Here is a 21,155-nt window from a genome sequence, read left to right as displayed (position 1 = left end):
ACGAAAAAACTTGATCGTTAGTTGCGAATCCATATAAAGAAAAAGGCGGGGAACCCGCCTTTCGATCGATCGCGCCCACCTCAGCCGAGGTGCGGATAGTCCGACAGCGTGAGCCGGAAACCGTGCGCATTCGCGACCAGTTGCGCGTGCGCGCCGAACGGCAGCGTCAGCAGGTCGGGCACGTGGCCGAACTGGAGCCCCGTGACGACCGGAATCCCGACCACCGCGCGCACCTGCTCGATCATCGCCTGCATGTCGTAGCCGTTGTCGTACTCGAACGGCCGCGCCCCGGTGAACTGGCCGAGCACCAGCGCCTGCTGGCGCGCGAGCAGCCCCGACAGGTGCAGTTGATAGATCATCCGTTCGATCCGGAACGGCTGCTCGTTGACGTCCTCGATGAACAGGATGCCGCCTTCGATGTCGGGCATGTACGGCGTGCCGACGAGCGACGTGAGGATCGCGAGGTTGCCGCCCCACAGCGTGCCCGTCACGTTCACGCTCTGCACCTGCGGCGCGTCGGCGATGATCGTCGTGCTCGGCTGCGTCAGCGTCTGCCAGAAGTGCTGCATCGTGAAGTCGCTCGGCGTTTCCGCGCCGAAATCGGCGGACAGCATCGGGCCGCCGAACGTCTTGATGCGTGCCTTCGCATACAGCGCGAGCTGGAGTGCCGTGAAGTCGCTGTGGCCGACGAGCGCGACCGGCTGGTCGCGCAGCCTGCGTTCGAGCCCGCGATAGTCGAGCCCGTGCAGGATGCGCGCGGCGCCGTAGCCGCCGCGCACCGCCAGCGCGATGTCCGGCAGCGGCCGCTCGGGATCGGCAAGACGGTTCAGGTCGCCTGCCCGCTCGCCGTCGGTGCCGCCGAACCGCTGGAAGCGCCGCTGCGTCGCCTCGATGTTCTCGATGCGGTGCTGTGCGGTGCTGAGGCGCTCGAGCGCGCGGTTGATCGCGTCGGGGTCGTGCGGATAGCCGGACGGCGCAAGCAGCCGGATGGTGTAGGACGCGGCGGGCTGGAAGGACATGGCGAAAGGTGTCGGGTCGTCAAACCTGCTTAGAGGGTCTGAACCGTCTCCGGTTCACGAAGCCGTGCACGCCCGGCTCGGGCCGGGGCGGCGGGCGCGCCTATGACGCGCCGGATTCGGCGTCGCGGGCCAGCCGCGCTTCGCGCAGCGCGCGACGGCGCTCGGCGAAGAACGACTTCAGCGCGGCGCCGCACTCGTCGGCGAGCACGCCGCCGGTCACTTCGGTATGGTGGTTCAGCTGCGGATTCGCGAACGCGTCGATCACGCTGCCGCAGGCGCCCGTCTTCGGATCGGCGGCGCCGAAGACGACCCGCGCGATACGCGCATGCATGATCGCGCCCGCGCACATCAGGCACGGTTCGAGCGTCACGTACAGCTCGCAGCCGGGCATCCGGTAATTCTGCAGATGCTGCGCGGCCATGCGCAGCGCGGCCATTTCCGCATGGGCCGACGGGTCGTGCCCACCGATCGGATGGTTGAAGCCGCGCGCGATCACTTCGTCGCCGCGCACGAGCACCGCACCGACCGGCACTTCGCCGGCCGCGCGCGCCTCTTCGGCGGCGGCCTGCGCGAGACGCATGAAATGCAGGTCGCGCGCCGATACGGGCGCAGCTTCGGGAACGGGGGAATCGGCGGCGGGTTCGGCCGCCGGGGTGTCTGCCGGGCGGGCTGCGTCGTGCAGCGCGTCGGACGTCACATCGGCCCCGCTTCGGCGGACGCTTCGTCGAGCCCGCGCTCGCACAGGCGCTCCGCGATGCGCCGGCAGTAGTCGCGCGGCATCACCATCGGGCCGCCGCGCAGCGATTCGAGCGCCATGTCGAGCGCGAGGATCTTCGCCTGCAGCCGGCACCGCGCGGCACGGTCGCTGACCGCCTGCACTTCGTCGTGCAGGTTGCGCAGCGCGCGCAATTGCTCGACGGCCGGCGGCACGAAGCCTGCATTCTTCAGGATACGGTTGGCCACCCGCACCTCCTCGGGCACGAGCAGGTCGTCATCCAGCGCCTGCGGCGCGCCGGTACCCGGCAAATCGTCGAACTCGCCCCGCGCGGCGGCGGCGGCAATACGTTGTTCGACCAGGGCGTCAAGCAATCTCATCAGTCAATCGGAACAATGCGGCAGGCCGAATTCTAGCAGGGTGACGCGGGTATGACAGGCCCTTCGAATATATGCTCGATATTGCGTTTTTAGGGGCCGAATCGCGGCGCATGCGTGCCGATCGGCATCATTTGCCGCGCTGCTGCGCCGCAGCGGGCTGCAGGCTACCCAGACACCCGCGAACGGACACAATGCCGGCCCTGTTTTTTGTCAGTGGCAACGCGGGCCGCGCCGCGCCGATACGGTGAAATTCAGGCCGCCGCGTTTCCGCCGCCGGGTCACGCGGCCGCCGTGTCCGGCCGCGCTTTCACGAACGGGCGGAACATCATCGCCATCAGGAACGCGCCGACGCCGATCGCGAACGAACCGACGTACAACCAGCCATAGCTGCCGAACGTATCGACGATCAGGCCGCCGGCCACGGGGCCCGCGGCCATCCCGAGGCTGCCGGCCATCGCGCAGCCGCCGATCACGGTGCCCATCATCCGCAGCGGGAAATTCTCGCGCGCGAGCACCGCATACAGCGGCATCACGCCCGCATAGATGAAGCCGAACAAGGTCGCGACCGCGTAGAACCCGTCGAGCGTGCGCACGAAGTCGTACCCGAGCGCGCCGAGCGCCTGCGCAAACAGCCCGGCCACCAGCGTGCGCTTCGCGCCGATGCGGTCGCCCAGGATCCCGAACACGATCCGGCCGCCCATGCCGGCGAGCCCTTCGACGCTGTAGATCGACACCGCGACGATCAACGGAATCCCGCACGTCACCGCGTAGCTGACCGTATGGAAGATCGGGCCGGAATGCGTCGCGCAACAGAAGAAGTTGGTCAGCAGCAGCACGATGAACTGCGGCGAACGCAGCGCGTGCGCGACCGACATCGCCGCGGGGTCACCGGCCGGCGCGGGTGCCGCGGGGGCCGCCGGAGCCGCCGGGGCCGCATGCGCGCCGTCGAGCGCGGGTGCCCGGCGCACCAGCAGCGACACCGAAATCATCACGACGGCCGCCAGCGCCGCGATCAGCAGCATCGACGTGCGCCAGTCGCGCACCGACACGAGCCACGCGGCCAGCGGGGCCATCGTCATCGGCGCCATCCCCATCCCGGCCGACACGAGCGACACCGCCAGGCTGCGGTGCGTGTCGAACCAGCCCGTCACGCACGCCATCATCGGCGCGAATATCGCGGCCGTCGCACCGCCGACGGCGAGGCCGAACGTCAGCTGGAACGCGAGCAGCGACGGCGCGCGGCTCGCCAGCGCGAGGCTTGCCGACAGCAGGACGGCACCCGTCATGACGACCGGGCGCGTGCCGACGCGGTCCGACAGGCTGCCCCACCCCATGCTCGCGAAGGCCATCGCGATGAAGCCGAGCGTCATCGCGCCGGAAATGCCGGTCATCGACCAGCCGGTGTCGCGCGCGATCGCGCGCAGGAAAACGGGCAGCGAAAACATCGCGCCGATGGCGATGCAGCCCATCAAGCCACCCGCGGCGACGATGACCCAGCGGTATCGGGAATCCGGCATGGGATGTCTCCTTCTCGTTACGGCAATCCTCGGTACCCGGGCGCTACCCGCGTGGCGCAATGCCCGGTCGACATGGATACGACGGGCGACGCATCGCGAAATCGACACGCGCGACACATGCGCCTGCGAATTGCCTTGATTGTCCGCCGCTCCACTTCGCCCGTCATGGGCGCATCGGATCGACACCGCACGCCGGATCGTCCGTTCGGTCCGCCCCTGCCGCCGTGCTTTTCCGGAATCGGAAAGTCGAAATCAGAAATCGTTGGTTGGGACGCGCGATCGCGCTGACTACACTCGAGCAATCTTGTCATAACAAGTTGATCGATGACCTCACCCAACGTCGTGCCGCTGTCGGCGGCCCCGCTCTACGTGCAGATCAAGGACACGCTGCGCGCACGCATCCTCGACGGCACCTACGCGCCGCACAGCCGGATGCCTTCCGAGCACGAACTCTGCGCGGCGTTCGGCGTCAGCCGGATCACGGTGCGCCAGGCGCTCGGCGATCTGCAGAAGGAAGGACTGCTGTTCAAGCTGCACGGCAAGGGCACCTTCGTATCGAAGCCGAAGGCATTCCAGAACGTGACGTCGCTGCAGGGTTTCGCCGAGGCGATGTCGTCGATGGGCTACGAGATCGTCAACCAGGTGCGCAGTGTCCGCACCGTCAAGGCCGACCGCCATCTCGCAACGAAGCTGAACGTGCCGGAAGGCGCGCCGCTCGTCGAGATTCACCGCGTGCGGCTGCTGAATCGCGAGCCCGTGTCGCTCGAACAGACCTGGGTGCCAGAAGCACTCGGCAAGCGCCTCGCGGGTGCCGATCTCGCGACCCGCGACATCTTCCTCGTGCTGGAAAACGACTGCGGCATTCCGCTCGGCCATGCCGACGTGTCGATCGACGCGATCCTCGCCGACGACGAGATCGTCGATGCGCTGCAGGTCGAGGAAAGCAGCCCCGTGCTGCGCATCGAGCGCCTCACGCATGACGCGTCGGGTGCACCGATCGACTACGAATACCTGTACTTCCGCGGCGATGCCTTCCAGTACCGGCTGCGCATCGACCGGCAAAAACCGCGCAAACCTGCAAGGAAACAACGATGACTACCCATGTGCTCGAATACGACATCGTCGTGGTCGGCGGCGGCACGGCCGGCCCGATGGCGGCGATCAAGGCGAAGGAGCGCGACCCGTCCCTGCGCGTGCTGCTGCTCGAAAAAGCCAACGTGAAACGCAGCGGCGCGATCTCGATGGGAATGGACGGCCTGAACAACGCGGTGATTCCCGGGCATGCGACGCCCGAGCAATACACGCGCGAGATCACGATCGCCAACGACGGGATCGTCGACCAGGAAGCCGTGTACGCGTATGCGACACACAGCTTCGCGACGATCGAGCAGCTCGACCGCTGGGGCGTGAAGTTCGAGAAGGACGGCACCGGCGACTATGCGGTAAAGAAGGTCCATCACATGGGTTCGTACGTGCTGCCGATGCCGGAAGGACACGACATCAAGAAGGTGCTGTACCGGCAACTGAAGCGCGCACGCATCGCGATCACGAACCGGATCGTCGCGACGCGCGTGCTGACCGACGCACAGGGCCGCGCGAGCGGCGTACTCGGCTTCGACTGCCGCACGGCCGAGTTCCACGTGATCCGCGCGAAGGCCGTGATTCTCTGCTGCGGCGCGGCCGGCCGCCTCGGCCTGCCGGCCTCGGGCTACCTGATGGGCACGTACGAGAACCCCACCAACGCGGGCGACGGCTACGCAATGGCCTATCACGCCGGTGCCGCGCTCGCGAATCTCGAATGCTTCCAGATCAATCCGCTGATCAAGGACTACAACGGCCCCGCGTGCGCGTACGTGACCGGCCCGCTCGGCGGTTTCACCGCAAACGGCAAGGGCGAACGCTTCATCGAATGCGACTACTGGAGCGGCCAGATGATGTGGGAGTTCTATCAGGAATTGCAAAGCGGCAACGGCCCCGTGTTCCTCAAGCTCGACCATCTCGCGGAGGAAACGATCCAGACCATCGAGCAGATCCTGCATACGAACGAGCGGCCGAGCCGCGGCCGCTTCCATGCGGGGCGCGGCACCGACTACCGCAGCCAGATGGTCGAGATGCACATCTCCGAGATCGGTTTCTGCAGCGGCCACAGCGCGTCCGGTGTGTACGTGAACGCACGCGCGGAGACGACCGTGCCCGGCCTTTACGCGGCCGGCGACATGGCGGCCGTCCCGCACAACTACATGCTCGGCGCATTTACGTACGGCTGGTTTGCCGGGCAGAACGCGGCCGACTACGTGGCCGGCCGCGAGCATGCGCCGGTAAACGACGAACAGGTCGCCGCCGAACGCAAGCGCGTGCTTGCCCCGCTGCTGCGCGAGCGCGGCCTGGCACCGGCGCAGGTCGAATACAAGCTGCGCCGCATGGTGAACGACTATCTGCAACCGCCGAAGGTGACGCGCAAAATGGAAATCGGCCTCCAGCGCTTTGACGCCATTACTGAGGATATCGAAGAGATAAAGGCAAGCCATCCGCACGAACTGATGCGCGCCGCCGAGGTGCGCGCGATCCGGGACTGCGCGGAAATGGCCGCGCGCGCGTCGCTGTTCCGCACCGAGAGCCGCTGGGGGCTGTACCACCATCGCGTCGACTTTCCGCATCGCAACGACGCCGAATGGTTCTGCCACACCTGGCTGCGCAAGGACGCCGACGGTGCGATGCGCAGCGAGAAGCGCCCGGTCGAGCCGTACATCGTGCCGCTCGCCGACGACGATCGCGGCGCCTATACGAATCTGCGCATCCGCGAACCCGCCGCGCTCGCGGCCGCCCTCTGAGGAGCCCTACCGTGCCCCATACCCCGCACGACATCTTCCTGCGCAGCAGCGCGCCCGTGACGATCGACGAGGAACGCTGCATTGCCGACAAGGGCTGCACCGTCTGCGTCGACGTGTGCCCGCTCGACCTGCTCGCGATCGACGTGACCAAGGGCAAGGCCTACATGCAGTTCGACGAATGCTGGTACTGCATGCCGTGCGAGCGCGACTGCCCGACCGGCGCGGTCAAGGTCGACATCCCTTACCTGCTGCGCTGAGCGCGCGCGGCCGGTCGTCGTGCCGCCCGTGCAGGCCGTGCATCGACGACGTGACGGCCGGGCCGTCATTCGCCAGGTTCGCATCGCCATGCCGTGCCGCCCATGCATCGCGCTCCGCGAGCAGCGGCTTTTTCACCGAACCGATCCTTTGCCCATGACCGCTTTCTCTTCCACCGCCTCGCTGCCCGGCACGCACGATCCGGATCGTGCCGCACTCGCCGTCCGCCTCGCCGCGCCCGACGCATCCGTGCGCCGCATCGCACTGATCGAGCTTGCCGATCTCGAGGAATCCGATCTGGTGCCGTCATTCGTTGCGGCACTGTGCGACGATCCGTCGGCCGACGTGCGCAGCGAGGCCGCGCGCGTGCTCGGCGCTTGGGAGCAGCCCGACGTCGTCGACGCACTGTGCGGCGCATTGCTCGATCCGGACGAAGGTGTACGCGCCACCGCCGCGCAGAGCCTGTCCGAACTGAAGGACGCGGCATCGGGTACCGTGCTGTGCCGATGGGCCGACCGGCCCGAGTCGTTCGTGCGCCGCGCCGTGCTGCGCGGATTGCGCGAGTTGCGCGACCCCAGCGCGTTCGCGCCCGCGCTGCGCGCACTCGATGCCGAACACGCCGCCGTGCGCGCTGAAGCCGTCGCGGTGCTCGGCTGGCTCAGGGACCCACGTGCGCTGCCGCCGCTCGCGCGCATCGCGACCACCGATGCCGCAGCGGACGTGCGACGCGCCGCGGTCGGCGCGATCGGGTTCGCGGCACCCGACGATGCGGCCACCATCGACGCACTGCTCGCCGCGCTGCGCGACCACGAATGGCAGGTGCGCGAGGAAGCGGCCACGACGCTCGGCAAGTTGCGTGTCGCGGCCGCGCGCGACCCGCTCGCCGCCGCGCTCGACGACGACTACTGGCAGGTGCGCTTGCGTGCCGCGCGTGCGCTCGGGCAACTGCGCGATGCTGCTGCGGCGCCGGCCGTCGCAGCACTGCTGTCGCATGCGATCAGCAACCTGCGCAAGGAAGCCGCACTAGCGCTCGGTGAATTGCGCGACCGCGCGACGTTGGCCGCGCTCACTCACGCATTGGAGGATCACGATCCGGAAGTGCGCAAAGCCGTGCGAATCGCGATCCGGCAAATCGACGAGGCGGCTCGATGATCGCGCCGACCGAAATCGCGCTCGATCACGCTGCACGCACGTTGACACTCCGCTGGCCGGACGGCCGCACTCAACACATCGGTTATGCGCGGTTGCGCGGCGATTGCCCGTGCGCCGAATGCCGAAGGATCCGGCTCGACGGCGGTCGTATCGATGCGCGGCCCGACCTGACGCTGGCCGGCCTCGAGGCAGCCGGATACGGCATCCGCGCCCTCTTCGGCGACGGCCATGCCCGCGGCATCTATCCGTGGCCGTTTTTGGCCGACATGGCCGACATGGCTGATAGGGCCGATAGGGCGGACACGACGGCGCGGCCGTGACGTGGCTCCCGCGGGTGCGCGGACGACATGGCAGACGTGCGGAAACGCTGCGATACTGACGCCCACGATCGTCTCCACCCACCGTGGGAGTCAGAACATGCAAACCGCAGTCGGATTTATCGGCCTCGGCGTGATGGGCACGCCGATGGCGCTCAATCTCGCGCGAGCCGGCACGCCGCTCGTCGTATGGAGCCGGTCGCACGGCAGCGACGATGCGTTGCGCGACGCCGGCGCACGCGTGGCCGAGCACGCCGACGACGTGTTCGCCGCCTGCTCCACCGTGATCCTGATGCTCGCGAACGACGCGGCGATCGACGCCGTTCTCGCGCGCGGCACGCCCGGTTTCGCTACCCGTGTCGGCGGGCACACCATCGTGAACATGGGCACGAACGCACCCGGTTATTCGCGCGCGCTGGCCGATGAAATCGCCGCCGCGTCGGGCCGTTACGTCGAAGCACCGGTGTCGGGTTCGCGCAAGCCGGCCGAAGCCGGTCAACTCGTCGTGATGCTCGCCGGCGCGCCGGACGACGTCGACGCCGTCCGCGCGCTCGTGAAGCCGCTGTGCCGCGACAGCTTCGTGTGCGGCGACGTACCGTCGGCGCTGACGATGAAGCTCGCCGTGAACCTGTTCCTCATCACGATGGTCACCGGCCTGACCGAAGCCACGCATTTCGCGCAACGCCACGGTATCGATCTCGCCCGCTTCGCCGACGTGCTGAACGCGGGACCGATGGCAAGCGACGTGTCGCGCGTGAAACTCGGCAAACTCGTCGCGGCGGATTTCTCGGTGCAGGCCGCGATCACCGACGTGCTGAAAAATGCACGCCTGGTCGCGGAATCCGCGCGCGGCGCCAACATCGCGTCGCCGCTGCTCGACATTTGCCACGCGCTTTACGGCGAGACCGAGCGGGCCGGACACGGCGCGGACGACATGGTCGCCGTGATCCGCGCGATCGAGCAGCGCACGCACGATGCGCAGTGAATCGCCACCGGCCGCCCCCTCGACCACGCGCACGCATCGATCCGCCATGTCCGATTCGCCCCGCTCCCCGACCGGCGTCATCGCCGGCGTACGCCCCGTTCCCGCCGTGATCGGCGTCGTCCTGCGGGAACGCGACGTGCTGCTGGTGCGCCGCGCCAATCCGCCCGATGCGGGATGCTGGGGCTTTCCTGGCGGCAAGATCGAAGCAGGCGAATCGATTGCGAACGCGATCGTGCGCGAGATCGTGGAAGAGACGACCGTCGACGTCGAGGCACTCGACGTCTTTACCGCGCTGGATGCCTTCGATTACGATGCTGGCGGCAACGTGCACCAGCATTTCGTCATGGTCGCGGTGCTGTGCAACTGGCTGCGCGGCGCACCTGCTGCCGGCGACGATGCGCTCGACGCGCGCTGGTTCGACCTCGCCGAGCTCGACCGCGACGATTTACCGATGAGCGCGGGCGTTCGCGACGTCGCACGCCGAGCGATCGAACGTGCAGCGGGCCTCGACGACGCACGGCGTGCGGCCACTCCCTGAAACAACGCCGTCTGCCCGCATCCCTTGCGAGCGGCCCGATCGCGGCCATGACGGTGTCGGCGAGCCGCAGACCTTCAAACTACCAATCAAAACAGGTCAGACATGATCAGAATTCGCAAGTCCACCGAGGCCGACGGCGCACGCGTGCTGGATATCTGGCGCAACGCGGTCGACGCCACGCATCACTTCCTGAGCGACGACGACCGTCGCGCGATCGAATCCGAAGTGGTCGGGTTCCTGCCCGGTGCGCCGCTCGATCTCGCCGTCGACGAGGCCGACCATGCGATCGGCTTCATGCTGCTCGACGGCAGTCACATGGAAGCCCTGTTCGTCGATCCCGCGCACCATCGCGCAGGCATCGGGCGCCTGCTCGTGGAAGACGCACTCACGCGCCATCCCGACCTGTCGACCGACGTCAACGAGCAGAACGAATCGGCAGCACGATTCTATGAACGGCTCGGCTTCGAGCGCTGCGGGCGATCGGCGCTCGATGGACAAGGACGCCCCTATCCGCTGATCCACCTGCGCCATCGCGCGGCACCGTCCTCGTCGCCACGGCACGCATAACCCACTTTTCCGGGCCGGGATATCGCGCCGCCCGCCACGTCACACGCGCCGGACACGCGCATGCGGCTGCGTATTGCCGCGTCCGCTCCACGCATGCCGCGCGCGCACCGGTACGTGTGCCAGATGGCGCGTCATCGGCGACGCATCGGCAGCACGCGTTCGACCATTGAAAAAGCACGCTGCACGAAGCCGTTGAACCGGTCGGCATCGCGCCGCAGCCCGGCCTGTTGCCCGCCGATCAGGCACAAGTGCACGGCCTGCCCGACGATCTCGGCCTCGCCAGGCGTGCGCACCAGCCGGCGCGACGTGTCGATCGCAAACGCGAGCCGCGCCGCGTCGACGCGCTGCTGGCATTCCGCGACCAGCGGATCGTGCAACGCCCAGGCGCGGATCGCGATTTCACGCCCGGGCCGTTTCTCGGCGGCAATGCGCAGGTAGCGCAACAGCGTGTCGCCGGCACCGTGGCCCTCCGCCGCATACGCCAGCATGCGCGCGGTGTAGTCGTCCTCCCACGCGGTCAGCAACGTCCTGACGAAGTCCTCGCGATTGCGGAAGTGGTGATAGAACGATCCGCGCGTCACGTTCAGCCGACGCGCGAGGCTCTCGGCCGAAATCCCCGCGTACCCCTCTCCGTCGAGGGCGTCGAAGCCCGCGGCAATCCAGTCATTTCGCGTCAGTGTGCTCATCGTCATCGCCATACAGGCTGTGTATGGTGCGGCATGGACAGATAGGCTGCGCACTCTATCACGGCCGCCGCCGCTTCCGGCAGCGCGCCATTACGTAAGGAGTCCGCCTTGAAAGACATTGCACTCGTCGCATTCGACCGGTTCACCGACGTCGACCTGTTCCTGATGTGGGACATCCTCGGTCGCAACAACAAGGACTGGCGCGTCCGGATCCTGGGTGCAACGCCGGTGCTGCATTCCGCCCATGGTCTGGCCATCCCGACGCACGGCCCGCTCGCCGACGCCAATCGCGCCGACGCGATCCTGTTTTCGAGCGGCAAGGAAGGCGTACCGGCCGCGCTCGCCGATCCCGGTTTCCTGCCGTCGTTCGATCTCGATCCCGAACGCCAGCTTGTCGGGTCGATCTGCGGCGGCGCCTTCATTCTCGAACGGCTCGGGCTGCTGCCGCAGCGCCGCGCGACGACGCACCCCGAAGCGCGGCAGGGTTTGCAGGCAGTCGGGCTGCAAGTGATGGACCAGCCGCTGGTGTGCCACGGCAACGTCGCGACCGCGGGCGGATGCCTTGCGTCGCTCTACCTGACGGGATGGCTGGTGGAATCGATGTTCGACGCGGACAAGCGGCGCGAGACGCTGCTGCCCGTGCTGCCTGCCGGGCAACGGGAGATTTACGAGGACCTGATCGAGTTCAGCATCAGGCAGGGTGCGGGACAAGCGACGAGCCCGATCCGGATCGTCGAAGGCGAAAACGGGCTCGCGGCATGACGCGCGGGTCGATGGGCTGTCGATAGCCGGCAGCCAGTACGCTGTTGCAGCGTCGTGCGTCCTGCCGAACCAACGGCGGATCGGGACGCATTCGCGGGCGATCCGGGTCATCGATCGGGTCGGCCTTCGCCGCACGGATGGTCGTTTCTCGAGCCGAATGAGTCTGCCGCGGGCCTGGAGATGCTAACCTCTCGGCCTCTCTGAACGACACCGCGTGAAGCAACAGGATTCGACCATGCAAACCGTTGCGGTACTGGACTTCGAAACAACCGGACTTTCGCCGAACCTGGGTGATCGTGCGACCGAAATCGCCGTCATCCTCCTCCGGGACGGACAAGTCGTCGATCGTTTCCAGAGCCTGATGAATGCAGGCAGACGCATACCGTCGGACGTCGTCGCGCTGACCGGCATCACGAACGAGATGATCGCATCGGCGCCGCCGGCATCGAAAGTCATGAAGGAAGCGGCTGCGTTCGTCGGCAAACACGCGGTCGTGGCCCACAACGCCGGTTTCGACAAACGGTTCTGGCAGGCGGAACTCGGGTTGCTTGGCATGACGGCCGAGCATGCCTTTGCCTGCACGATGCTCGTGGCGCGCCGCATTTATCCGGACGCGCTGAGTCATCGCCTGTCGAGCCTCGCGGACATGCTGCGGCTGCCGAAGTCGGGACGGGCGCACCGGGCGATGGTCGATGCCGAAATGGCCAGCCACCTGTGGTGCAGGCTGCAGCAGGACATTGCCCGGACTTACGGGCTGGATCGTATCGATCACGCGCTCATGACACGTGTCCAGGCAACGGCGAAGGCGAAAGTGCCGATGTACCTGCGCTCGCTCGCGGGCGCGCATGCGTGAGAATCGGTCGACAGCCACGGGCGATCGCTGTCGGGCACATGACGGATTGCCGCATCACGCGTGCCACGCGACGTTTCATGACTCAGGCAGCATGTGAGCGCAAAACGGCTTGGGAATCTCCCGACACGCAATGAAAAAAGGCCATGCAGTCGCATGGCCTTGGTCAACGATTGCCGCAGGTACTGAAAAATCGTTATCAGGTGCCTCAGGCGAAAACGGCATTCAGCGTCGCGAGGATTGCGGTCTGGCTGCCCCCTGCCAACGGAACCGTCACCGTAGATCCACTGAAGCCGACCACGCTTTGTCCGGCCGGAGCAGATTGTACGAAACCATTCCGGGTGGTCGAGCCGGCCATACTGCCGAACGGGCCATAAGTGGCCCCGCTTTTCCCGGTCAATGTGAGTTGCAAAACACATTGCCAGCCGTACCACACGCCCGTGTAGCCGGAAATGGACACGATCGGATCGTCAAGCGGAATATTGATGACCTGGGCAGTCCCGCTGTTTCCGCCGTGTTGCAACAAGGTAAATATTCCGGTTCCCGTTCCCTGGGTGCCGGTGTTATAGGGCCCCGTCCCGGTATTGACGGCCTGAACCGCGTTGAGTACGTCGCCTGACCGGATCGTCACTCGGGTTAGGTTGGGATTACCTGCGGCGCTGATAATCGGTGTGTCGTCGAAGGTGTTGCTGGTGGGCGGATTGCCGAGTTGATCGAGAATCATGAACTGCGCCTGCTCGAACTGGAAGTTTCCAGAATTGAAGCGCCAGACGAAAATATCCTGATAATCGTACCGCGTACCCCCGGAAGAAAAACCTTCCGAAACCATGCTCCAGACTTGTTGCGCACTGGCATTGGGGGCTGAATTTCCTGGTTCGAACTGAGCGCCATACCCGATCCTGGACGGCGATATGCCGGCATCAAGAAAATCCGACAGCGGCGTGCCGTCGTAGAATTGAGGCGATACAAAATCGAACTGGCTATTGACCGTAGCGTAATCAATCGAACTGGTGGGCCATGCAGGCGTGAACGACAGATAATATTTCACCGGCTGCCGATCGAATTCGGCGCGAATTGCAGAGAACAGAATCTGGAACTGCGATCGCGTCATTTTATCGGAAACATCGCCTTCCCAATCGATATCCAGGCCATTCATTCCGTTATTCCGGAGATATGTCACCAGATTATTCGCAAAATTGGCCGCCTGCGTTTGCGGATCCCCACCTCCCGAGAAAACCGCCGCCAATGTATTGGCGCCGGAATACACCATCGTGGCCAGAAATTTGATTCCAGGATTCACCTGACGCGCATCACGGAGTACAAAATTCAAATAATCCTGATTGGTCAGCCCACCCGAATGCGATGCGTTGCCGATCTGGATCGTGGAACCCTGTGCGGCGGCAACGACTTCGAAAAAAGCAATGCCAAGAAAATTTGCACTGTCGTAAACCTTGCAATCGATCAGCGATTGATAGCAACTTTCGGGACTGTTGTAGTTGGTTTGTGGCGGTTCGTCTTCGTTCAAGAAAATCCACGCATTGATGCCGTTTTGTAGGTTTGCCATTTTTCTTTCCTGTGACGTAGCGTTTTTTGGCGGTGGCGCACGACGCTGCAACTACAGTAGAAGGCCACCAAATACCACGGCCAATTGACCGTGGCGCATCGGCAATGCGGTCACGCCCGGAGACGATACAGCCACGTAATGAACCAAGGCGTTCCACGTTGCTGAAGACCATTATAGGAAGTGGCAAAAGATAAAACGGCGCAAACTGCGCGAAAAAACATCGATCCTTTGTGGAAACACGTGACATCAATTCGACGACAAAATCCCTGTCGAGCGCAACAATGCACTTTCGGATTCACCATTCCGGCTTCATTACGCCAACTGGCGACGCATTCGGCGAAGGGCTTCGACGCGGCGCACGGCCGCTGCCGTTTCTCTTCACTCAATAATGCGGGTAATCGTATCGAAGAAAGGAAACGTGCCCGCCGGAGATACTGCGACATGCATGCCGTCGCGGTCGGCGATCTCGTTCAGGGCTGTGCGGGATTCAAGAGGATTGCGGAATGCGAATTCTGTGAGCCTCGTTTTTTGTTCTCGTAATTGGCACCGCTTTTACCGTTACCAATCACGAGCCCTCGATGTGCCCGCAAACCCGCACCGCGTCCCGCAATCTGGAAGGAATTTTACTGCCACGACCGAATCCCGTTGCCGGCAGATTATCGAGTCGCAATCGTGCATTCGGCTACTGCCCGCCCCACTGTCATTGGCAGCGCATACGCGGCGGGCAGTCTCCGGATTCGTAGAAAGTTCGCTTCTACGTCAATGGCTTACAACCATGCGGATCGCAACGAAAACCCTGCAAGGTCCTGCGTCAGCCAATGATTCAAGAGGCGCTTTTTACCGCTCACTCCCACTCGATCGTCGCCGGCGGCTTGCCCGAGATGTCATACACGACCCGGTTGATCCCGCGCACCTCGTTGATGATCCGATTCGACGCGCGGCTGGACACCATGTCTAGCACGGGTCTACGCAGCTTCAGCTCGTCCCTGTCCAAGCTCTGTCCAAGGGGTCAGAGCAATGAGTATCCGTTTACGTCGTAGCAAGTTCCAGGTTCGTGTCACCGTCAATGGCCGTACAGCTTCGAAAAGCTTCGACACGGAAGCCGAAGCGCAACGCTGGGAAGTCCAACAGAAAGTCCTGCTGGGCCATGGCATCGTCGAGCAAAGCAAACCCGCCTCAGAATTACCTGAGCTCACGCTAGGCGAGGCCATCACTCGATATAGCGCAGAAATTCTCCCCGGCAAACGAGGACAACAGTCGGAACGGTACCTCCTGAGGTACTGGCACGGGTCCGCCCTAACGACGCGCACGGTGAATGAGATTTCCCGCCAAGATCTCGTCGCAGAACGGGACAAACTCCTTCGAGCTTCGCTTGCGCCGTCCAGTGTGCGCCGGTATCTCGATTGCCTCTCAGCTGTGCTAACGGCATGTGCCCGAGACTGGCTACTGCTCGACACCAACCCGATGAGTGAAATCCGCAAGCCGCCGAACGGGAAACCAAGGGAACGCCGTGTCAGCCAGCAAGAACTGAATTACATTCTTCACGCAGCCCGCTTCGCTCCTGATCTTCGGGCTATCATCCGCATTGCGCTGGAGACGGGCATGCGTCGCTCTGAAATCCTGGGCATGGAATGGCGACACATCGATCTCGAAAGGCGTGTGGTCTGGCTCCCCTTGACCAAGAATGGTGACAGCCGCACCGTTCCATTGTCACTTGATGCCGTCAAGACCCTTGAAGCCCTTCCGCGTCGCACAGATGGCAAGTTGTTTTCGAAAAATGGAACGAGCTTGTCAGGAGCGTTTCAGCGTGCGGTGCGACGTGCCCGGCAAGCCTACGAACTTGAGGCGAAGGAACATGGTAGGTCAGCACACGAGTTGGTAAGTGACCCACTCCTAAGAAATCTCCGCTTCCACGATCTTCGCCACGAACGGATCAGCTCCCTTGTAGAGGGAGGATTCAATCTGATTGAAGTCGCTGCTATTTCGGGACATCGGACGATGCAATGCTTGAAACGATATAGCCACCTGCAAACAGCAACCCTGATAGATAAGCTCGATCGGATTTCCCCGCCATCGACAGCGACAACGAGCACTCCATCAGGCCGGGATGCCGGTGAGCAGGCTACGTTGGCGGTCACCGGCATCGGGCTCAGTCGGTCGCCTGATTTGCGCGGTAGCGGCGGCAAGGCTTCCGACAATGCCTGAAGCCCTGAATTGCCTCTTGTATCCACGATGCCGGGCCGCTTTGTGACGTCTGTGACGGAGCCGTAACGTCTCGCGGTCCCAGAAAACCCGCATGGATACTGGGTTGTGACATTGTGACAGGCAAATGCGTAAACTGCGGGGGCAAATCCTCCTTGCCGGGACTACAGCCCGTCTGGCTCGCTCCGGCAGTTCCTCGGCGGCCTCCCCGAAGGACGTTACAACGTCACATTGTCACTTTCGTTTGTGCATCAACAGTTTTACCCCGTCGCCCTGAGCACGTGGCTCCGTCACAAGCGTCACATTTCGCTGCTTGATCGCCCGATCAAAGCCCAAACGCAGCCTGAATACCTTCAAGCAGCGACGGCTCACCAACGGCCTTCGCGGTCCGCTTTCCTTGAGGCGTATCCTGGGCGATTTTCAGATACGCCTTACGGTGTGTCAGGTCAAGTGCAATGAACCCAGCCCCTCCGGGTGCGTCATGAGGCTTTGTAACGCCACGAACGTACCAGTCTGCTCCGTTCCATCGAGCACAGCTATCGCCGAGCGTCGGCGGATCGTTAAGTGCTGGAGTCAGCCATCCATCAATGGGGTTGAGCCACACGGGCAGCTTCGCATTTGCGGGCATTGAAGAATCAAATAGCTTGACTGTGGCCATGCCTGCCGGAGTTCTGGATGGGTCGCCGTTCAGATCGATGGGCATGAAAACCTTGCTTTCCGGCCCCAAGTCCTTGAAGAATTTGACATTAGCGCAACTGATCGGCTGCGCCGCCTGAGTCGCCTGGGCCGGTGCCGTGGACAGGGATACTGCACGGCATGCTTCGGCGCTCATGGATGCCATCGGGCTGCCGGTCCAAATTTTTATCCACACCTGCTTATCTGGAGTATCGGTCGCCCGCAACACGCCTCGATAGAAATATTTTGTCTCAAGGAATCTCATCGACCGGTCTGCCGTATTTCCTTGACCGCAATTTACTTCCACCGAATAAAACGCCACATCAAAGGGCACCATCCCTTTTCCCGGAACGTAGTTTTCAGGTTGAATCTGGGCCGAAAACACAAGATCCACCAAGGAATTTCCACTTTTTTTAGGGGAGCTTCGATCATAAAATATTTTTTCTGAGCTATTGCCATACGGAGCATTCGCAATCCATTCCCAATCCCCATTATTTTCGTAGATGGTCTTTGCGGACACGCCTACGCCGAGCAAAGCCATAATAAGCATGAGAAAGGAGGAAAAATAAAGCATTCTCATTTGATTTTCTCGCATACCAATCACTATTACCCTATTACAGTGCGGCCCGCTATGCCGATGTAACGCCATTCCGACCTCACCGGCGTACTTCCGACCGAACGGCGCTCTTCTTTGCATTGCGTGACAAGGTTCTTCCCGAGGTATGCAGCAGTGACTTTCATGCTCTTCTCGGCGTCGTCTTTCTCGAGAAACCACGCCCCAGCCACCGGAATCTCCCGACTCACGGAGTTGGGTACTCGTCCTTGATAGCGGGCACTATAGGTCGTGACCTGGCCGGCAGCATCGAGCGCCATCTCGTAGCGCCGATACTGCGCCCCCCAATGCCCTTGGTGGAAGCATTGCAGACAGACTTGCTCAGCGGCCGGACGCTCGTTTTCTGCCAACCACGTCCAGTCGAGTGTCGTGAGATCCCGGGATTTGTCAACGCGGACACCGCAGGCATCACAGCGCCGCGCCTGATAATTCTTATATGCTCCGACCGCTGCCGAACCCACCGCAACAGCGGCGCCAGCAACCACGATCTCTGGAAGTGCGGCGACAGCCGCAGCCCCCGCGACCACCGCCCCCGCTCCCGCCACAACCCATTCGAGCTTGCCCATTCTCTTGCCTTCCCAAGATGGCGATCTTCCACATCCGATTTGTTTACAGGCCAAGGACGACGGGGGATCGCATTCAAAGAACTATATGGTTTATAACAACAACCATTAGGTTATCACGAGAGGGCAGGCTTTTCGCACACTCGCGGAATGCCCGACGTTGACGACAAGAAAGCCTTTGCCAGCCGCCTCAGGCAGGCCCTCAAACGCAGCTCGAAGAAGATCGAGACTGCGTCGGAACTTGCTACCCAGTTCAATCTGCGTAGCAATGAGCCGATCACTCCGCAGGCGGCCCAGAAGTGGCTTACGGGTACAGCACGTCCGACTGTCGACAAGATCAAAACGCTGGCCGACTGGCTCGATGTGTCTGAACAGTGGCTTAGGTTCGGCGTGACCGACACGAAGCGCAGCCGTCCGGCCAAAGGAGCAAAGCCTGCTGACGAAGCGATCCAGCCGACAGCGGAAGAGTTAGAGTTGTTGCGTCGTCTTCGTAGTCTGTCGGCCTATCGCCGCCAACTTGTTGAAGGCGTGATTGAGCAGTTCAGTCTAGACGGCGAAATTTGGAGTGACTAAGCCTGCTCACAATAGATTGGAAATTTCCAATGCCTTTCATCTAAATTTATTTTCTTAATCCTTGATCGGGTGCGTGAGCAATGATGAGCATTGTCGATACGCCTTCATCCTGAGTTTCGACCGAATACTCCCCAAGATTCGAAAAACTATTAAACAATGACGTGGCCACTTGGGTAGCAATGTTATTTCCACGTGACGGCTTCTTTTTGGGCACCGCGAGCCCAACATAAAGCAAATCTGAAGCCATGCAATCCCAATTAGACGAAGGGCTTGAATTAAAATCAATTCTCATTCCGTCGCTCCCGGTGATAAGGCCATCAATCAATGAAGACCACTTAGGGCGAAAATTTTTCTCCCAAGGAACATTTCGTGCAGTCACGTTTTTTGATGGTTCATCCTGTAAAATCAAATACCGGAGCGCCCGTCCTCGGCCTTCCGCATATGTCGGCATAGCCCTCCTTGAGCCGGGCGATCCCGGGCGTTCGCTCAAGTACCTCGGAACATCAAATTCCGAATCAAAATCATACAGTGCCTTCTGAGAGAGCGAGTCAAGCTTTGGCTCAACTTTGGCTTGACACAGGGCTCCGGCGGCATAATGTAGATTGTCACCCCCATCCATTAGAATAAAAAGCACAAACAAATCACCTAACTCACAGCCGGGTGTATCACCGGGATGATTTGCCTTGCACGCAGAGGTTCGCTTAACCCCAGGTTTTTTGTGGCAAAACAGACTCGCAAACTTGACCTGAAAGCCTCCACTCGAAAGCAATGGTGACAAATTATTGTTTAAATAATCAACACCAACACCGCCATCAAGCAAATAACTTTTAACCGCAGGGACCTCTTTTGTCCTATCAATTCCCAGCCATGAATCATCGTAAATTTTCCGAATAGCCGGATTTCCTGCCTTTCCGACATAATGCTCAATGAATCTTTGATATAGAGAGCTCATATATTTTTATCCAGGGAGCCTTGAAATCAAGCTATGTCTATCACAGCATACAACACAAATCGTCAACTATTTATCACGTCCTTGGTATAAGAGCAATGTGGAGACTTATCAGTCTCCGATTTTGCCTCAAGGAGCCGCAATGAAGAACGCCGTCGCAAGTTTTCTGCTTGTCATTTTGATTGAAGCTGTCAGCGCAGTCACTGCTTATCTCAAAGCCCGGTTGATGGGCAACCTGCGCCGTTCGGACGATGGTTCCGGCTACGATCCGGACTTCGCTGACTGATCCTACCTGATCTTCCCCCTGCTGTTCTGGCAGGTCTTTTCCCCTTTTCAACGCTGCACATGCCCGGTATCGCCCGGGCTGGTTGTGCTCGTCTATTCATGGAGCTCATATGCATCTCGTCAAATCAATGGCCTACGTCGGGGAGGTACCCTGGCACGGCCTCGGCAATCAGCTTGCCCCGAATCAACCCCTCGAAGTGTGGGCTCGGCAGGCGGGCATGGACTGGGTCATCGAATCGTCCGAAGTACGTTTCGTTACTGGCGGCGACGGTCTCGGCACGATTCACGCTTTCCCCGCACAGAAGGTGCTTTACCGCAGCGACACGAAGGAGCCGCTGTCAGTTGTCTCGGATCGCTACAAGGTCGTTCAGCCGATGCAGATTCTTGAGTTCTACCGGGACCTGACCGAAGTGGGCGGCTTCGAGCTTGAAACCGCCGGGGTATTGAAAGGTGGCAAGAAGCTTTGGGCGTTGGCCCGGACCGGCCAGACCGTCAGCCTGAAGGGTAACGACGAAGTGAACGGCTACCTTCTACTGGCTACAGCCTGTGACGGGACGATGGCGACGACGGCGCAGTTCACATCGGTGCGCGTCGTCTGCAACAACACCCTGCAAATCGCCCTGGGAGACAGTAATGGAGCGATCAAGGTTCCGCATCGCAGTCAGTTTGATCCGCTTGCAGTGAAACGACAACTCGGCATTGCCGTGTCGTCGTGGGACGCGTTCATGGTTCGGATGCGTGCCTTGTCGGAACGGAAGATCAAGCAAGACACCGCTCAAGAGTATTTCCGCCGTGTCTTCGCCTATACCCCATCCTCGCTTCCCGCTTCTATCGATACGGGGACAAACGAACGGGCCATCAAAGCAACGGCAGAGTTGTTCGCCGGAAGCGGGAAAGGCTCGGACCTTGCTTCTGCCACCGGTACGGCATGGGGCCTTGTCAATTCCGTGACGGAGTACATCGACCATCATCGCCGGGCTCGCAGCGACGATCATCGCCGGGATACAGCTTGGTTCGGAAATGGCGCAACGCTGAAGCAACGGGCGTGGGATGAGGCTATGCGCTTTGTCACCTAAAACAAATAGTAGTCCATAAGTTATTTCGTCTAACACAGCCCGGCTTGAACTTCGGTCCACCGGGCTTCTTTCATTTCAAGG

The 21,155-nt window shown here is 62.2% G+C and carries 23 protein-coding genes and 3 pseudogenes; 16 read left to right on the top strand and 10 right to left on the bottom strand.

Translation table 11 applies throughout. The features are described 5' to 3' along the window. Window positions 1–80: 80 nt before the first annotated feature. From ldcA to FOZ70_RS14165, 4 genes are all read right to left on the bottom strand, one after another. The gene (gene ldcA, locus FOZ70_RS14180) at window positions 81–1,019 is read right to left on the bottom strand and encodes a muramoyltetrapeptide carboxypeptidase (protein WP_021160356.1); all 939 of its coding nucleotides are present in this window, start codon (window positions 1,017–1,019) and stop codon (window positions 81–83) included. Window positions 1,020–1,119: 100 nt separating this feature from the next. Further along, window positions 1,120–1,716 (bottom strand): tRNA adenosine(34) deaminase TadA, encoded by a 597-nt coding sequence (gene tadA / locus FOZ70_RS14175; protein WP_059490038.1) that lies wholly within the window; start codon window positions 1,714–1,716, stop codon window positions 1,120–1,122. After that, window positions 1,713–2,114 carry a DnaJ family domain-containing protein gene (locus tag FOZ70_RS14170; RefSeq protein ID WP_006478536.1) on the bottom strand — a complete coding sequence of 134 codons (402 nt, stop codon included), beginning with the start codon at window positions 2,112–2,114 and terminating at the stop codon, window positions 1,713–1,715. Before FOZ70_RS14170 ends, tadA begins: the two co-directional genes overlap by 4 nt. A gap of 278 nt (window positions 2,115–2,392) precedes the next feature. After that, window positions 2,393–3,631 carry an MFS transporter gene (locus FOZ70_RS14165; protein WP_219706146.1) on the bottom strand — a complete coding sequence of 413 codons (1,239 nt, stop codon included), beginning with the start codon at window positions 3,629–3,631 and terminating at the stop codon, window positions 2,393–2,395. Window positions 3,632–3,955: 324 nt separating this feature from the next. Here FOZ70_RS14165 and FOZ70_RS14160 point away from each other — a divergent pair, with 324 nt between their 5' ends. The 10 genes and pseudogenes from FOZ70_RS14160 to FOZ70_RS14125 all read left to right on the top strand — a co-directional run bounded on the left by FOZ70_RS14160 (window position 3,956) and on the right by FOZ70_RS14125 (window position 10,276). Next, on the top strand, window positions 3,956–4,726 hold the full coding sequence (locus FOZ70_RS14160; protein ID WP_021160352.1) for a GntR family transcriptional regulator: 771 nt from the start codon (window positions 3,956–3,958) through the stop codon (window positions 4,724–4,726). Further along, entirely contained in the window at window positions 4,723–6,462 is a 1,740-nt protein-coding gene (locus FOZ70_RS14155) for a fumarate reductase/succinate dehydrogenase flavoprotein subunit (protein ID WP_059859648.1), read from the top strand. The genes FOZ70_RS14160 and FOZ70_RS14155 overlap by 4 nt, the downstream gene beginning before the upstream one ends. A gap of 11 nt (window positions 6,463–6,473) precedes the next feature. Then, window positions 6,474–6,719: a ferredoxin family protein gene (locus tag FOZ70_RS14150; RefSeq protein WP_006764074.1), complete on the top strand. Its 246-nt coding sequence runs from the start codon at window positions 6,474–6,476 to the stop codon at window positions 6,717–6,719. An 88-nt stretch (window positions 6,720–6,807) separates the two neighbouring features. Then, a pseudogene (locus FOZ70_RS14145) lies at window positions 6,808–7,581 on the top strand (HEAT repeat domain-containing protein); the annotation flags it as partial. Beyond that, the gene (locus tag FOZ70_RS38080) at window positions 7,530–7,754 is read left to right on the top strand and encodes a hypothetical protein (RefSeq protein WP_258025628.1); all 225 of its coding nucleotides are present in this window, start codon (window positions 7,530–7,532) and stop codon (window positions 7,752–7,754) included. The pseudogene FOZ70_RS14145 and the gene FOZ70_RS38080, both read left to right, overlap by 52 nt. Further along, window positions 7,654–7,869 (top strand): annotated as a pseudogene (locus tag FOZ70_RS38075) (HEAT repeat domain-containing protein); the annotation flags it as partial. The gene FOZ70_RS38080 and the pseudogene FOZ70_RS38075, both read left to right, overlap by 101 nt. Then, window positions 7,866–8,189: a DUF971 domain-containing protein gene (locus FOZ70_RS14140; protein WP_069253622.1), complete on the top strand. Its 324-nt coding sequence runs from the start codon at window positions 7,866–7,868 to the stop codon at window positions 8,187–8,189. The pseudogene FOZ70_RS38075 and the gene FOZ70_RS14140, both read left to right, overlap by 4 nt. Before the next feature lie 97 nt (window positions 8,190–8,286). Next, window positions 8,287–9,171 carry an NAD(P)-dependent oxidoreductase gene (locus tag FOZ70_RS14135; RefSeq protein WP_059494125.1) on the top strand — a complete coding sequence of 295 codons (885 nt, stop codon included), beginning with the start codon at window positions 8,287–8,289 and terminating at the stop codon, window positions 9,169–9,171. A 46-nt stretch (window positions 9,172–9,217) separates the two neighbouring features. Continuing rightward, window positions 9,218–9,709, top strand: coding sequence for an NUDIX hydrolase (locus tag FOZ70_RS14130; RefSeq protein ID WP_059856778.1), 492 nt, complete (start codon window positions 9,218–9,220; stop codon window positions 9,707–9,709). Window positions 9,710–9,811: 102 nt separating this feature from the next. Beyond that, window positions 9,812–10,276, top strand: a complete 465-nt coding sequence (locus tag FOZ70_RS14125) for an acetyltransferase (protein ID WP_059490051.1) — start codon at window positions 9,812–9,814, stop codon at window positions 10,274–10,276. A gap of 131 nt (window positions 10,277–10,407) precedes the next feature. Here the strand turns inward: FOZ70_RS14125 and FOZ70_RS14120 are convergent, their stop codons facing one another. Next, window positions 10,408–10,962, bottom strand: coding sequence for a TetR/AcrR family transcriptional regulator (locus FOZ70_RS14120; RefSeq protein ID WP_059624102.1), 555 nt, complete (start codon window positions 10,960–10,962; stop codon window positions 10,408–10,410). A gap of 108 nt (window positions 10,963–11,070) precedes the next feature. Between FOZ70_RS14120 and FOZ70_RS14115 the strand changes: the two genes are divergently transcribed. After that, on the top strand, window positions 11,071–11,724 hold the full coding sequence (locus tag FOZ70_RS14115; RefSeq protein ID WP_219706142.1) for a DJ-1/PfpI family protein: 654 nt from the start codon (window positions 11,071–11,073) through the stop codon (window positions 11,722–11,724). Between the two features lie 235 nt (window positions 11,725–11,959). Further along, window positions 11,960–12,577: a 3'-5' exonuclease gene (locus tag FOZ70_RS14110; RefSeq protein WP_059494117.1), complete on the top strand. Its 618-nt coding sequence runs from the start codon at window positions 11,960–11,962 to the stop codon at window positions 12,575–12,577. A 205-nt stretch (window positions 12,578–12,782) separates the two neighbouring features. Here the strand turns inward: FOZ70_RS14110 and FOZ70_RS14105 are convergent, their stop codons facing one another. Further along, entirely contained in the window at window positions 12,783–14,138 is a 1,356-nt protein-coding gene (locus tag FOZ70_RS14105) for a glycosyl hydrolase family 18 protein (protein WP_219706140.1), read from the bottom strand. Window positions 14,139–14,982: 844 nt separating this feature from the next. Then, window positions 14,983–15,078: pseudogene (locus FOZ70_RS14100) on the bottom strand (hypothetical protein); the annotation flags it as partial. 77 nt (window positions 15,079–15,155) lie between these two features. On the opposite strand from FOZ70_RS14100, the gene FOZ70_RS14095 reads away from it, so the two are divergent. Further along, window positions 15,156–16,343, top strand: coding sequence for a site-specific integrase (locus FOZ70_RS14095; protein WP_219706138.1), 1,188 nt, complete (start codon window positions 15,156–15,158; stop codon window positions 16,341–16,343). 322 nt (window positions 16,344–16,665) lie between these two features. Here the strand turns inward: FOZ70_RS14095 and FOZ70_RS14090 are convergent, their stop codons facing one another. Beyond that, complete coding sequence (locus tag FOZ70_RS14090) at window positions 16,666–17,595, bottom strand: hypothetical protein (RefSeq protein ID WP_219706136.1); 930 nt, start codon at window positions 17,593–17,595, stop codon at window positions 16,666–16,668. Window positions 17,596–17,621: 26 nt separating this feature from the next. Further along, on the bottom strand, window positions 17,622–18,194 hold the full coding sequence (locus tag FOZ70_RS14085) for a hypothetical protein (protein WP_219706134.1): 573 nt from the start codon (window positions 18,192–18,194) through the stop codon (window positions 17,622–17,624). A 147-nt stretch (window positions 18,195–18,341) separates the two neighbouring features. On the opposite strand from FOZ70_RS14085, the gene FOZ70_RS14080 reads away from it, so the two are divergent. Further along, complete coding sequence (locus FOZ70_RS14080) at window positions 18,342–18,764, top strand: transcriptional regulator (protein ID WP_219706132.1); 423 nt, start codon at window positions 18,342–18,344, stop codon at window positions 18,762–18,764. 46 nt (window positions 18,765–18,810) lie between these two features. Here FOZ70_RS14080 and FOZ70_RS14075 read toward each other — a convergent pair whose 3' ends face one another. Continuing rightward, complete coding sequence (locus FOZ70_RS14075; RefSeq protein WP_219706130.1) at window positions 18,811–19,716, bottom strand: hypothetical protein; 906 nt, start codon at window positions 19,714–19,716, stop codon at window positions 18,811–18,813. Window positions 19,717–19,855: 139 nt separating this feature from the next. On the opposite strand from FOZ70_RS14075, the gene FOZ70_RS14070 reads away from it, so the two are divergent. Both FOZ70_RS14070 and FOZ70_RS14065 read left to right on the top strand, forming a co-directional pair. After that, the gene (locus FOZ70_RS14070; protein ID WP_219706128.1) at window positions 19,856–19,999 is read left to right on the top strand and encodes a hypothetical protein; all 144 of its coding nucleotides are present in this window, start codon (window positions 19,856–19,858) and stop codon (window positions 19,997–19,999) included. A gap of 109 nt (window positions 20,000–20,108) precedes the next feature. Then, window positions 20,109–21,074, top strand: a complete 966-nt coding sequence (locus tag FOZ70_RS14065) for a DUF932 domain-containing protein (RefSeq protein WP_219706126.1) — start codon at window positions 20,109–20,111, stop codon at window positions 21,072–21,074. The last annotated feature ends 81 nt before the right edge of the window (window positions 21,075–21,155 follow it).

This window comes from Burkholderia sp. COPS, from assembly GCF_019425585.1.
GTDB lineage: Bacteria > Pseudomonadota > Gammaproteobacteria > Burkholderiales > Burkholderiaceae > Burkholderia > Burkholderia cepacia.
Note: the sequence above shows the minus strand (reverse complement) of the source record. Positions and strands in the feature narration are given on the sequence as shown.

Coding starts and splice junctions, on each gene's coding strand:
- ldcA (WP_021160356.1), bottom strand. CDS start 1,019: ATGTCCTTCCAGCCCGCCGCGTCCTACACCATCCGGCTGCTTGCGCCG.
- FOZ70_RS14170 (WP_006478536.1), bottom strand. CDS start 2,114: ATGAGATTGCTTGACGCCCTGGTCGAACAACGTATTGCCGCCGCCGCC.
- FOZ70_RS14165 (WP_219706146.1), bottom strand. CDS start 3,631: ATGCCGGATTCCCGATACCGCTGGGTCATCGTCGCCGCGGGTGGCTTG.
- FOZ70_RS14160 (WP_021160352.1), top strand. CDS start 3,956: ATGACCTCACCCAACGTCGTGCCGCTGTCGGCGGCCCCGCTCTACGTG.
- FOZ70_RS14155 (WP_059859648.1), top strand. CDS start 4,723: ATGACTACCCATGTGCTCGAATACGACATCGTCGTGGTCGGCGGCGGC.
- FOZ70_RS38080 (WP_258025628.1), top strand. CDS start 7,530: ATGGCAGGTGCGCGAGGAAGCGGCCACGACGCTCGGCAAGTTGCGTGT.
- FOZ70_RS14140 (WP_069253622.1), top strand. CDS start 7,866: ATGATCGCGCCGACCGAAATCGCGCTCGATCACGCTGCACGCACGTTG.
- FOZ70_RS14135 (WP_059494125.1), top strand. CDS start 8,287: ATGCAAACCGCAGTCGGATTTATCGGCCTCGGCGTGATGGGCACGCCG.
- FOZ70_RS14130 (WP_059856778.1), top strand. CDS start 9,218: ATGTCCGATTCGCCCCGCTCCCCGACCGGCGTCATCGCCGGCGTACGC.
- FOZ70_RS14125 (WP_059490051.1), top strand. CDS start 9,812: ATGATCAGAATTCGCAAGTCCACCGAGGCCGACGGCGCACGCGTGCTG.
- FOZ70_RS14120 (WP_059624102.1), bottom strand. CDS start 10,962: ATGAGCACACTGACGCGAAATGACTGGATTGCCGCGGGCTTCGACGCC.
- FOZ70_RS14110 (WP_059494117.1), top strand. CDS start 11,960: ATGCAAACCGTTGCGGTACTGGACTTCGAAACAACCGGACTTTCGCCG.
- FOZ70_RS14105 (WP_219706140.1), bottom strand. CDS start 14,138: ATGGCAAACCTACAAAACGGCATCAATGCGTGGATTTTCTTGAACGAA.
- FOZ70_RS14095 (WP_219706138.1), top strand. CDS start 15,156: ATGAGTATCCGTTTACGTCGTAGCAAGTTCCAGGTTCGTGTCACCGTC.
- FOZ70_RS14090 (WP_219706136.1), bottom strand. CDS start 17,595: ATGAGAATGCTTTATTTTTCCTCCTTTCTCATGCTTATTATGGCTTTG.
- FOZ70_RS14085 (WP_219706134.1), bottom strand. CDS start 18,194: ATGGGCAAGCTCGAATGGGTTGTGGCGGGAGCGGGGGCGGTGGTCGCG.
- FOZ70_RS14080 (WP_219706132.1), top strand. CDS start 18,342: ATGCCCGACGTTGACGACAAGAAAGCCTTTGCCAGCCGCCTCAGGCAG.
- FOZ70_RS14075 (WP_219706130.1), bottom strand. CDS start 19,716: ATGAGCTCTCTATATCAAAGATTCATTGAGCATTATGTCGGAAAGGCA.
- FOZ70_RS14070 (WP_219706128.1), top strand. CDS start 19,856: ATGAAGAACGCCGTCGCAAGTTTTCTGCTTGTCATTTTGATTGAAGCT.
- FOZ70_RS14065 (WP_219706126.1), top strand. CDS start 20,109: ATGCATCTCGTCAAATCAATGGCCTACGTCGGGGAGGTACCCTGGCAC.